At 62.5% G+C, this 12125-nt stretch carries 12 protein-coding genes; 9 read left to right on the top strand and 3 right to left on the bottom strand.

Going from position 1 to position 12125, the window contains the following annotated elements; all coding sequences use genetic code 11:
* The first annotated feature begins 11 nt into the window (after nt 1-11).
* The 9 genes from uvrC to E3T47_RS04625 all read left to right on the top strand — a co-directional run bounded on the left by uvrC (nt 12) and on the right by E3T47_RS04625 (nt 8736).
* Nucleotides 12-1922 carry an excinuclease ABC subunit UvrC gene (gene uvrC, locus E3T47_RS04665; protein WP_134554710.1) on the top strand — a complete coding sequence of 637 codons (1911 nt, stop codon included), beginning with the start codon at nt 12-14 and terminating at the stop codon, nt 1920-1922.
* A 128-nt stretch (nt 1923-2050) separates the two neighbouring features.
* Entirely contained in the window at nt 2051-2926 is an 876-nt protein-coding gene (rapZ, locus tag E3T47_RS04660) for an RNase adapter RapZ (protein WP_134554708.1), read from the top strand.
* Nucleotides 2927-3009: 83 nt separating this feature from the next.
* Nucleotides 3010-3999: a DNA-binding protein WhiA gene (gene whiA, locus E3T47_RS04655; RefSeq protein WP_134555104.1), complete on the top strand. Its 990-nt coding sequence runs from the start codon at nt 3010-3012 to the stop codon at nt 3997-3999.
* A 125-nt stretch (nt 4000-4124) separates the two neighbouring features.
* A complete protein-coding gene (locus E3T47_RS04650) occupies nt 4125-4751 on the top strand; it encodes a superoxide dismutase (protein WP_134554706.1) in 627 nt (208 codons plus the stop codon).
* Between the two features lie 99 nt (nt 4752-4850).
* Nucleotides 4851-5858, top strand: coding sequence for a type I glyceraldehyde-3-phosphate dehydrogenase (gene gap / locus E3T47_RS04645; RefSeq protein ID WP_134554704.1), 1008 nt, complete (start codon nt 4851-4853; stop codon nt 5856-5858).
* A gap of 10 nt (nt 5859-5868) precedes the next feature.
* The gene (locus E3T47_RS04640) at nt 5869-7083 is read left to right on the top strand and encodes a phosphoglycerate kinase (protein ID WP_134554702.1); all 1215 of its coding nucleotides are present in this window, start codon (nt 5869-5871) and stop codon (nt 7081-7083) included.
* Nucleotides 7074-7874: a triose-phosphate isomerase gene (gene tpiA / locus E3T47_RS04635; protein WP_174844635.1), complete on the top strand. Its 801-nt coding sequence runs from the start codon at nt 7074-7076 to the stop codon at nt 7872-7874. Before E3T47_RS04640 ends, tpiA begins: the two co-directional genes overlap by 10 nt.
* 130 nt (nt 7875-8004) lie before the next feature.
* Nucleotides 8005-8256, top strand: a complete 252-nt coding sequence (gene secG / locus E3T47_RS04630; RefSeq protein WP_092340102.1) for a preprotein translocase subunit SecG — start codon at nt 8005-8007, stop codon at nt 8254-8256.
* Between the two features lie 111 nt (nt 8257-8367).
* A complete protein-coding gene (locus E3T47_RS04625) occupies nt 8368-8736 on the top strand; it encodes an RNA polymerase-binding protein RbpA (RefSeq protein ID WP_134554700.1) in 369 nt (122 codons plus the stop codon).
* A 76-nt stretch (nt 8737-8812) separates the two neighbouring features.
* Here E3T47_RS04625 and pgl read toward each other — a convergent pair whose 3' ends face one another.
* Genes pgl through zwf form a run of 3 tightly spaced genes read right to left on the bottom strand, consistent with a single transcriptional unit; the run spans nt 8813 to nt 12107 of the window.
* Entirely contained in the window at nt 8813-9604 is a 792-nt protein-coding gene (gene pgl / locus E3T47_RS04620; protein WP_134555100.1) for a 6-phosphogluconolactonase, read from the bottom strand.
* Between the two features lie 2 nt (nt 9605-9606).
* Entirely contained in the window at nt 9607-10569 is a 963-nt protein-coding gene (locus tag E3T47_RS04615) for a glucose-6-phosphate dehydrogenase assembly protein OpcA (protein WP_134554698.1), read from the bottom strand.
* Complete coding sequence (gene zwf / locus E3T47_RS04610) at nt 10566-12107, bottom strand: glucose-6-phosphate dehydrogenase (RefSeq protein WP_134554696.1); 1542 nt, start codon at nt 12105-12107, stop codon at nt 10566-10568. Before zwf ends, E3T47_RS04615 begins: the two co-directional genes overlap by 4 nt.
* Nucleotides 12108-12125: the final 18 nt, after the last annotated feature.

Genomic DNA, 12125 nt, shown 5'->3' with positions numbered 1-12125 from the left:
GGCAATCGGTCATGTCGGATGCCCTGAGCTATCGCCCGAAAACGGGCGAGATTCCCACGACCCCCGGGGTCTACCGCTTTCGCGACGCGACGGGGCGCATCCTCTATGTCGGCAAGGCGAAGAACCTGCGGGCGCGGCTGAGCAACTACTTCGCCCCGCTGCACAGCCTGCACGAACGCACTCGGCGTATGGTCACCACAGCGACGGGCGTTGAGTGGACGGTCGTCGGCACCGAGGTCGAGGCCCTGCAGCTCGAGTGGATGTGGATCAACGAGTTCGATCCACCGTTCAATGTGCAGTTCAAAGACGACAAGTCCTACCCTTACCTCGCTGTCACCCTCGCCGACGAGGCGCCGCGCGCGCTCGTTACCCGCACCGAGGGCATCAAGGGTGCCCGCTACTTCGGTCCCTACCCCAAGGTCTGGGCGGTGCACGAAACCATCGAGCTCATGCTCAAGGCTTTTCCCATCCGCACTTGCAACAACGCCAACTACAAACGAGCGATGCAAAGCGGCAAGCCGTGTTTCGCCGGGCAGATCGGGCGCTGTTTCGGCCCATGCTCTGGTCTTGTTTCGATGGAGGAACACCGCAGGATCGTCAATGACTTTGTCAGTTTCATGCGCAGCCACGACAAGAAGCTCATCAACGAACTGACCCAGGAGATGAAAGACGCGGCAGCGGCCCAACAGTACGAGATCGCTGGCAAACGGCGCGACCAGGTGCGCGCGCTCAACGCCGTGCTCGAGAAGAGCGCGGTCGTGCTGCGGGACAACGTCGACATCGACCTGTTCGCCATCGAGCAGGACGAACTCGCGGCCGCCGTGCAGCTGTTCATCGTGCGTGGCGGGCGAATCCGCGGTGTGCGCGGCTGGATGGTCGACAAGGAACTCGATGTCACCACGAGTGAACTCATCGACTCCATGATGCGCACCGCCTATAACGCCGACGCGTTGCCGCCACGCGAAATCGTGCTCCCCGAGCTGCCCGACGATGCCGAGGCCCTCGAATCCTGGCTCGCCGAGCGGGCCGGACGCAAGGTGCGTCTTGTCGCCGCCCAGCGCGGCGAGAAGGCCGCCCTGCTCATCACCGCGGGCAACAACGCCAAGCAGGCACTCATGCTCTACAAGACGAGACGCAGCTCGGACTTCGTGGCGCGGTCCAAGGCCTTAGAAGACATTCAAGACGCCCTCGAGATGCCGGCCGCCCCCCTCCGCATGGAGTGCTATGACGTGTCGCATCTGAGCGGCACCAATATCGTCGCGTCCATGGTCGTCTTCGAAGACGGGCTGCCCCGCAAAGACGAGTACCGACGCTTCAACATTCCCGAATCGACGGATGACACCGATTCGATATACCAGATTCTGACGCGACGGCTCGCCTATCTGAAACCCGATTCCAGTCCGGCGGATGCCGCGCAGCCGACAGCCGGCCCTGCTGCCGATAGCGGGGCGAGCGACGCGGCCGAGCTCGAACAAAAGCGCGCCAAATTCACGTACCAGCCGAACCTGCTCATCGTCGATGGCGGCCAACCGCAGGTGGCCGCCGCCAAACGCGCCCTCGCCGAATCCGGCGTGACCGGCATCCAACTGTGCGGGATCGCCAAACGGCTCGAGGAAATCTGGCTTCCCGACTCCGAGTATCCGGTGATCCTGCCCCGCAACAGTGATGCACTATTCCTGATCCAGCGCATCCGCGATGAAGCACACCGGTTCGCGATCACGCATCAGCGCATCCGACGCAAGAAGGACATCTCCTCAATCCTGGGTGAGATCGCCGGGTTGGGGCCGGCCCGGGTGAAAGTACTGTTGCAACATTTCGGGTCGGTAGCGCGGCTCAAGGTAGCCTCGGCGGCGGAAATAGCGGATGTCCGCGGCATTGGTCCTGTGCTGGCCGAGTCGATCTACGCCCACCTGCGCGGGTGACGTGTCCGGTGCTGGGTGGACCCTCGCGTTCGATCCGCATCCACCTGGTCGGCTGCACGAAACCGAAAGCGTCCGGCGCTGGGTAGGCTTGGTAACCCACCCACTTCTCATTAAGGCGATTTCCCAGGATGACTACGGACCCCGACAAGCAGGAAGTGCTGATCGTTACGGGAATGTCCGGTGCGGGACGCTCCACCGTCGCCAACGCGTTGGAGGACCTCGACTGGTACGTCGTCGATAATCTACCGCCGCAAATGCTGCGGCCGCTGGTCGAACTGGTCGAACGGGCCGGGACTAACCTGCCCAGGATCGCGGCGGTCGTCGATATTCGGGGCCGCGACTTGTTCGGTGACTTCCTCGAGACCGTGCAGCAGCTGCGCAGCGGCACCCAGGTGCAGGTCATTTTTCTTGAAGCCCGGGATGACGCGCTCGTGCGTCGCTTTGAATCCGTGCGCCGCCCACATCCGCTGCAGGGAGACGGCACACTGCTCGACGGTATTGCGGCAGAACGATCGCGACTGCTCGCCGTGCGGGAATCCAGTGACCTCGTCATTGACACCTCAGACCTCAACGTGCACCAGCTCGCGACGACGATCACCGAGCGGTTCGCCGCTGAGGGCCGCGCAGGTGTGCAGCTGACCATCATGAGCTTCGGCTTCAAATACGGTTTGCCGACCGACGTCGATCTGGTCGTCGATGCACGCTTCTTGCCCAACCCGTTCTGGATCCCCGAGCTGCGCGCGCACACCGGCGTCGACCCGGAGGTGAGAGACTTTGTACTTGCCCAAACAGGTGCCCTCGATTTTATTGACCACTACGCCGCCGCCATGGCACCCGTCCTGGCCGGCTACCAGCGGGAAAACAAACGCCATGCCACTATCGGCATCGGGTGCACCGGAGGCAAGCACCGCTCCGTCGCGATGGCCAGGGAACTGGCATCGCGGCTGGAAAAACTTCCCGGTGTCGCGGTCAATATCAAACACCGCGACCTCGGACGCGAATAAGCGGGGCCTGGCGCAGCACCCGCTGCTCCACCGGGCCAACCACCTCAGACCTAACGCAACTGATTAACAGAATGGAAAAGCGATTGGCACTCACCGCCGACGTTAAAGACGAACTTTCGCGCGTGGAGGTCTCCAGGACCACGGTGCGCGCGGCCGAACTGGCAACGATCCTCCGGTTCTCCGGCGGATTGCACATGATCAGCAGCCGCATCGCGATCGAATCCGAACTCGACACGGCCATCCTCGCCCGCAGGGTGCGCAAAGACCTAGCCGAACTCTACGGGGTGCGCAGCGCCCTGCAGGTCATCGCCGCCACCGGCATCCGTCAGTCCAGCCACTATCTCGTGCAGGTGATCGAGGGCGGCGAAACCCTGGCACGCCAGACCGGTCTGCTGGATGCCCGTCGACGACCGATTCGCGGTCTGCCGAATCGACTGACCACGGGCTCAAAGGAAGAAATCGCGGCCGTCTGGCGCGGAGCCTTCCTCGCCCACGGCAGCCTGACCGATCCAGGCCGCTCGGCGGCCCTCGAGATCATCTGCCCCGGAAACGAGGCCGCCATGGCGCTCGTGGGAGCAGCCGGACGCCTCGGCGTGGCGGCAAAAGCGCGCGAAGTTCGCGGGGTGCACCGCGTCGTCATTCGCGACGGCGACGCCATCGGAGCGATGCTCGTGCACATGGGCGCCACGAACACCGTTCTCAACTGGGAAAGCCTGCGCCAACGCCGTGAAGTGCGGGCCACGGCGAATCGCCTGGTCAACTTTGACGACGCGAACCTGCGTCGTTCGGCCGAGGCGGCTGTCGCCGCGTGCGCCCGGGTGCAGCGGGCCATGGACATCCTCGGTGAGGACATTCCCAAGCATCTTCGCTACGCGGGCGACCTGCGCCTCAACTTTCGCGACTCCAGCCTCGACGAGCTTGGCCACCATGCCGACCCGCCGATGACCAAAGACGCTGTCGCCGGCCGCATTCGACGGCTGCTCGCCATGGCCGACAAGAAAGCCGTTGAACTTGGCGTTGAAGGAACCGACGTCGGTTATCCGGTGCATCCCGATGACATGGCATCCCAGTGACCCACACCGCTCAGACGCGCGATGTCACTAATTCTGTGGCGCGCAGCACCCACGGGTAGACTAAAACCGTCGCTTACAACGCCACCGCACCCGGTGCGGTGGCACAACTCACAAGGAGATAAGTAATGGCTGAATACACCCTGCCCACCCTTGACTACGACTACGCGGCTCTCGAGCCCAGCATCAGCGGCACCATCATGGAACTCCACCATGGCAAGCACCACCAGGCGTATGTCACCGGCGCCAACACGGCACTGGCCCAGCTCGCGGAGGCACGCGACAGCGGAAGTCTCGCCAACGTGAACAAGCTGCAGAAGGACCTCGCTTTCAACCTCGGCGGGCACGTCAACCACTCCATCTTCTGGACGAACCTGTCCCCGAACGGCGGCGACAAGCCGGTCGGCGAGCTCGCCGCGGCAATTGATGACAATTTCGGCTCCTTCGACAAGTTCCAGGCTCATTTCACCGCCGCCGCACTTGGCGTACAGGGTTCCGGCTGGGCCGTCCTCGCGTGGGACTCCATCGGTGAGCGTCTCATCATTGAGCAGTTCTTCGATCAGCAGTCCAACTTCGCGGCCGGAACCGTTCCGGTTCTCATGCTCGATGTCTGGGAGCACGCCTACTACCTCGACTACCGCAACGTGCGCGCGGACTACGTCAAGGCGTTCTGGAACATCGCGAATTGGGCTAACGTGCAGGAGCGTTTCACCGTCGCGCGCGAAAAGACGAACGGCCTGCTGCTACTCTCGTAGCCTGCTGGTGCCCCGGACGATACGGGGCGCCGCCGTATCGTCCCCGTACCTTTGTCATCGCGCCTCCGGGCGCCCCCTAAACAACAACAGGAGTTATTTGTGTCCGTAAAGATCGGCATCAACGGATTCGGCCGTATTGGTCGTAACTACTTCCGCGCAGCCCTCGCCAAGGGCAGTGACATTGAAATTGTCGCCGTCAACGACCTCAGCGACCCCGCTTCGCTCGCCCACCTGCTCAAGTACGACTCCGTCGGCGGCCGCCTGAACGCCACGGTCGAGGTCGACGGGGACAACATCGTCGTCAACGGCAAACCCATCAAGGTGTTGGCCGAGCGCGACCCGGCCAACCTGCCCTGGGGTGCGCTTGGCGTGGAAATCGTCATCGAGTCCACCGGTCGCTTCACCAAGGCCGTCGATGCCCGGAAGCACATCGAGGCCGGTGCCAAGAAGGTCATCGTCTCTGCCCCCGCAACGGGTGCCGATGTCGCGACGCTCGTGCTCGGTGTGAACGAGAACACCTACGACGCCGCCATCCACGACATCATCTCGAACGCGTCCTGCACCACGAATTGCCTCGCGCCGCTCGTCAAGGTTTTCCTCGACAACTTCGGCATCGAACGTGGCCTCATGACGACTATCCACGCTTACACCGCAGACCAGAACCTGCAGGACGGACCACATGGCGACCTGCGTCGTGCCCGCGCTGCCGCCCTCAACATAATCCCCACCTCGACCGGCGCAGCCAAGGCCCTCGGCCTCGTCATTCCCGAGAGTATCGGCAAGCTCGATGGCTACGCCCTGCGCGTTCCGGTCCCGACCGGCTCGATCACCGACCTCACCCTCACGGCTTCCCGTGCGGTCACGGTCGAAGAAGTGAACGCCGCCTACAAGGCCGCAGCAGAGGGACCCCTCAAGGGTATCCTCAGCTACACCGAAGACCCGATCGTCTCGAGCGACATCGTCGGCGACCCGCACTCCTCGATCTTCGACGCCGGCCTCACCAAGGTGATCGGTGACCAGGTCAAGGTTGCGTCCTGGTACGACAACGAGTGGGGCTATTCCAATCGGCTCGTCGACCTCACCGAGTTCGTCGCCGAACGACTCTGACGGCCGCGCGGTGACGTTACGCACGATTGACTCGCTCGGACCGCTGCGCGGCAAGCGGGTTATTGTCCGCTTCGACCTGAATGTACCGTTGAAGAACGGTCAGATCACCGATGACGGACGAGTGCGGGCGTCACTGCCCACCCTCAACGCCCTCGTCGCACAGGGGGCTCGCGTGGTGATCGTCTCTCACCTCGGGCGCCCCGACGGGGCGGTTGATCCCCAATACAGCCTGAAGCCGGTCGCTGCTCGCCTAAGCGAACTGGTCAATCTTCCGGTGACCTTTGCCACCGATACCGTCGGCGACTCTGCCGTCCAGGCCGTCGCGGAGCTGCAGGACGGCGACATCGTCGTCCTGGAGAACCTGCGCTTCAACGCCGGTGAAACCAGCAAAGCGGATGGCGAGCGCCTCGCCTTCGCCGAGCAGCTCGCCCGGCTCGGCGATGCGCTCGTATCCGACGGATTCGGGGTCGTGCACCGCAAGCAGGCCAGCGTCTACGATCTCGCGTCGCTCCTGCCGAGCGCGGCCGGGCTGCTCATCGCGGCGGAACTCGACGTGCTCGATCGCCTGACCGAGAAGCCTGAGGCTCCGTACACGGTCATCCTCGGCGGCTCCAAGGTCAGCGATAAGCTCGGTGTCATCGGACACCTGCTGCCGCGGGTGAATTCCCTGCTCATCGGTGGTGGCATGCTATTCACCTTCCTAGCCGCCCAGGGGCACACGGTGGGCGCCAGCCTGCTGGAGAGCGACCAGATTGAAACGGTTCGCGGGTACCTGGCCGAAGCCCAACGTCTCGGCGTGAAAATTGTGCTTCCGACCGACGTCGTGGTGGCGTCGAAGTTCGGTGCCGACGCTGAGCACGTGACCACCCCGGCGGATGGGATCGAGGACACCCCGTTCGGTGCTGCCGGACTCGGCCTGGACATCGGGCCCGATACTGCGGCCGCGTTCGCGGACATAATCCGGGCGTCGAACACCGTGTTCTGGAATGGTCCGATGGGCGTTTTTGAACTGGCACCGTTTGCGGAAGGCACACGAACAGTCGCCGCCGCACTCACCGAGGTCACCGGCCTCAGCGTGGTCGGTGGCGGCGACTCCGCCGCGGCAGTGCGCATCCTCGGTTTCCACGACGACCAATTCGGTCATATTTCTACCGGTGGGGGCGCGAGCCTCGAATTCCTCGAGGGCAAGCGTCTACCAGGACTGGAGGTCCTCGGATGGCAGTGAACATTAACCCTCGGCGCACACCGCTGATTGCGGGCAACTGGAAGATGAATCTGGACCACCTCCAGGCCATCGCTTTCGTCCAAAAGCTTGCATGGAACCTCAAGGATGCCGGGCACGACTTCACCGCGGTAGAGGTTGCGGTTTTCCCGCCCTTCACCGATCTGCGCAGCGTGCAGACGCTCGTGTCGGCCGACAAACTCCCGCTGGCTTTTGGTGCGCAGGACGTGTCGGCCCAAGACTCGGGTGCCTTCACAGGCGAGATTTCGGGTGCTTTCCTGGCCCAGCTGGAATGTCAGTACGTCATCACCGGGCACTCCGAACGTCGCACCCTGCATGCTGAGACCGATGAGCAGGTCGCTGCCAAGGTGACCGCCGCATTGAAGTACAACCTCGTGCCTCTGATCTGTGTTGGGGAGAGTGCCGACGACCTCGCCGTACATGGACCGAGCGCGGTTCCGGTTGCCCAGCTCCGTGCTGCCCTCGCCGGTGTCACGAACGCGGCCGACATTGTCGTGGCCTATGAGCCGGTCTGGGCGATTGGTTCCGGTCAGGCCGCCACGCCGGAGCAGGCGGAGCAGGTTGCCGCAGCGTTACGCGGAGTGCTCGCCGACACCCTCGGGCAGGACGTTGCCGACAAGACTCGTATCCTTTACGGTGGCTCGGTCAAGAGCGGAAATATTGCCGCTTTCATGAGGGAGCCCAACGTTGACGGTGCCCTGGTCGGCGGCGCCAGCCTGGATATTCCGGAGTTCTCGAGCATTATTCGGTTTCATAAGCACGTCGGCCTTTAAAGCGACGCGCTCCTAACACTGTGTGGTGAGGTGGCCGCCCCTGGGGCAGCCATCTCACCCCTGCGTGGAGGGTATAATTACGATGGTCTGGGCGCCAGAGTTGCGCACACCGTGTTTTGAAAGGTTTCGTGTGGAGATTCTCCAAGTCGTCATGCAGGTGCTCGTCGGTATTACGAGTCTCCTGCTCACCATGCTCATTCTGTTGCACAAGGGGCGGGGCGGAGGGTTGTCCGATATGTTCGGTGGCGGCGTGACGTCCAACCTCGGAGCGTCGGGAGTAGCCGAGCGCAACCTCAACCGCATCACAGTCATTCTGGGGCTGCTGTGGATCTCCTGCATCGTTGTACTCGGATTGATCACCAAGTTCGATACGGGGGCTTAACTTTCTGCCCGGTTCAGAGTTACCCTGAACTTTTAGCGCACAGCATTCGGCAGCACCAACAATTGCTCGAACCTTGCAGCACACAACTGCACGAGTCAACGGAGGAACAAGATGGCATCAGGCGGCAGCGCAATTCGTGGCTCGCGTGTAGGCGCGGGTCCCATGGGCGAGCAGGACCGCGGTTTTCACGCGGACCGCATTAAGGTCTCCTACTGGGACGCACTCGGCAATGAGACCGTACGGTATTTCGCCGCGAGCCTCCCCGACGAGGAGATCCCCATCACCATCGATTGCCCGTCGTCCGGGCTTCCGGCCGGCCGCGATAAAGAGAATCCGCCGTCCGTGGTGAAGCTTGAGCCCTACAAGACGCACCTAGCGTACGTCAAGGAGCGTCGTACCGAAGAAGAAGCAGAGTCGCTCCTTGAAGAAGCGCTCAATCAGTTGCGCGTTCGTCGCGGCAAGCTGTCTCCTACGAACTAAAGCGTTAAAGCAAAAACACTGGCTCTCGATACGAGAGTCAGTGTTTTTTTGTTGCTACAGCCCGCGCGGGGTGAGCCTAGTAGGCCGGCGCGATAAGGCTTTCCGGTACCTGAGCGGCAGCGTCGCTGTCCACGAAGAATACCGTGCGATAGCGTCCTTTGATTCCCGCGGCAGGAACCTCGTCTCGGCTCGCGCCGGCGAGGGCAAGACCGAGTGCCGACGCCTTATCCGATCCAGCAAGAACCAGCCACACGCGGTTAGACGAGTTGAGGACGGGGCGAGTCAGCGACAAACGATCGGCCGGTGGTTTGGGGGAATCGCGCACGGTGACAACGCTGGCCTCGCGCTCACGAATACCCGATCGGTGCGGGAAGAGCGACGCGACATGTCCGTCCGGTCCGACCCCGAGAAACGTCACGTCAAACCGCGGGTACTGCTCACCTCGAGGGGCATGAGCGAGAAGCTCCGCAGTGTAACGAGCGGCTGCAACATCCAGCGCATCGGTATCGATATCGGCATCGACGTGGTCATCCGACGCGCCGAACGAGTGAATGTTCGTCTGGGGAACGTCAACGTGGTCGAGCAGCGCTTCACGTGCCTGCACTTCATTGCGTTCACGGTCAGCACGCGGAACCCACCGCTCATCGCCCCACCAGAAATTTACCCGAGACCAGTCGATGGTGTCACGTGCAGCCGACTCGTTGATGGCCTTCAGCACCGCGATTCCGACCGACCCACCAGTAAGTACGACATGGGCTTCGTCTTGCTCGTGGAGAACATCCACCATATTGGTCAGGAAGCGTGCTGCGACCGACCCGGCCAGTGCCTGCTTGTTCTTATGCACCAGCACGCGTCGTTCATTCGTCACGGTCATACTCCGGTCCCTTGGGTCACCACGCCAACAAGTTGCGGCAGACCGCGCGTGATGACTTCACCATACAGCTCATCGGGATCAAGATGACGCAGTTCGTCGGCCAGGCAGTCGCGCAGGCTGCGCCGTTTCAGGGTGAGATCCTGTGTTGGCTGCATCGGCTGGCTGAGTGTGGCGATGTCGGGTACTTCGCGTTCGAGGGAAATAAGACCCGATGTCCGTGTGAGGTGTACACCGTGCACACCGTTGGTTTGCGGACCAGCGGTCAGCTCGCATTCCACCGGCACCCCGAGCTGCATTTGCAGCCACGCAGCCAACAGCGTCGTCGATGGAGATGCCGCAGCACCGGTGACCTTGATCCCGGTGATCGACTCATACGGCGGCTGGTCTAGCACTGCGGCAAGCTGAGCGCGCCACAGGGTCAAGCGGGTCCATGCAAAGTCGGTGTCACCGGGTTGATAGCTTCCGGAAAGGTGGTGCAGAGCCGCTTGCGGGTCGGGCTGCGCGGAAGCATCAGTGATCCGGCGATAGGCGATGCGTCCGAGCGGAGAATCGCTCGGAACGGCAGGGGCTGTCCCTGGCCACCAGGCTACGACGGGAGCATCTGAGAGCAGCAGCCCGGTCACCAGGCTTTCCGGATCGTTCCCGGCGTCGCCGTAGACACGCAGAACGATGACCTCACTTGCTCCGGCGTCGCCACCGACCCTGATTTCTGCGTCGACGCGGGCTTCAGGAATCGCTTGAGACGATGTTCCTTCCTGGGTTGAGACGACAATGACGCGCATCGGATGCTCGCGCGAAGCATCGTTAGCGGCCTCGATGGCCTCCTCCTCGTGTCCGAGGGTTGAGGCGATGATCAGGGTCAGAACCCGACCGAGAGCGACAGCTCCGCCCTCCTCCCGAATGCGCACAAGTGCTTTCGAGATCTTCGCGGTCGTGGTGTTGGGCAGATCGACGATCATGGTCGCCTCCAGGTGCGGCCGTCGCGGGCCAGTAGGTCGTCGGCGGATGTGGGGCCCCACGTTCCGGGGCGGTACTGCTCTGGCTGCCCCTGCGTGGCCCAGTATTCTTCGATCGGGTCAAGAATTTTCCAGGACAGTTCAACCTCTTCGTGTCGGGGAAAAAGAGGAGGGTCTCCCAGGAGCACGTCGAGGATGAGCCTTTCGTAGGCTTCCGGACTCGCCTCGGTGAAGGCGTGGCCGTAACCAAAGTCCATGGTGACGTCGCGAACCTGCATACCCACTCCCGGCACCTTCGATCCGAACCGAATCGTGACGCCCTCGTCGGGCTGTACTCGAATAACCAGTGCGTTATGGCCGAGTTCCGCTGTCTGCCCGGGCGCGAACAGGTACTGTGGGGCGCGTTTAAAGACCACGGCAATTTCGGTGACGCGACGCCCGAGGCGTTTACCGGCGCGCAGGTAGAACGGCACACCCGCCCAGCGGCGCGTGTCGATTGTCAAGCGCATGGCAGCGTAAGTCTCGGTGACCGATTCCGGGTTCATGCCGTCTTCGCCAAGAAAACCAACGACTTTTTCGCCGCCCTGCCACCCGCCGGCGTACTGGCCCCGCGCGGTGCCGGTGCCCAAATCGGTCGGCAGCCGCACCGAGGCGAGCACCTTTTCTTTCTCAGCGCGCAGATCGGCGGCGTCGAATGAGATAGGTTCTTCCATCGCCGTCAGAGCGAGCAGCTGCAGTAGGTGGTTCTGAATCACATCCCGCGCGGCGCCGATGCCGTCGTAGTATCCGGCACGGCCACCCACACCGATGTCTTCGGCCATGGTTATCTGTACGTGTTCGACGTGATTGGCGTTCCACAGCGGTTCGAACATCTCGTTGGCGAAACGAAGCGCCAAAATATTCTGCACCGTCTCCTTACCGAGATAGTGGTCGATCCGAAAGACGGAGTCCGGTGGAAAGACCGACTCGACGACGTTATTGAGCTCTCGTGCCGTTTTCAGGTCGCTGCCGAACGGCTTCTCAATGACGACGCGGCGCCACTGACCATTCTTCTGCTCGGCCAGGCCTGAACGGCGCAGCTGTTCGGTGACCTGAGGGAATGCTTTTGGTGGAATGGCAAGGTAGAAGGCATGGTTGCCCATCGTTCCCCGCTTACGGTCGAGTTCGTCGATGGTCTCGCTGAGGCGCGTAAACGCCTCATCATCGTCGAAGGTGCCCGAAACAAAACGAACTCCTTCGGCCAGCTGAGCCCAGACGTCTTCGTGAAACTCGGTACGGGCGTGTTCCTTCACGGCGTCATGCACAACCTGCATGAAGTCTTCATCGTCCCAGTCTCGGCGGGCAAAGCCGACGAGGGCGAAACCCGGAGGCAACAGCCCACGGTTGGCGAGGTCATAGACCGCGGGCATAAGTTTCTTGCGCGCGAGGTCACCGGTAACGCCGAAGATGACCAAACTTGAGGGCCCGGCGATTCGATTCAGACGGTAGTCGGAGGGCGACCTGAGCGGATTAAAATCCGGAGTAATTTCCACCGGGGACATGCAGCTCCTTCAACGGGA

This window comes from Cryobacterium ruanii (assembly GCF_004404055.1).
Classification (GTDB): Bacteria; Actinomycetota; Actinomycetes; order Actinomycetales; family Microbacteriaceae; genus Cryobacterium; species Cryobacterium ruanii.
The sequence above is the reverse complement of the archived record's forward strand: the minus strand, read 5'-3'. Positions and strand labels throughout refer to the sequence as shown.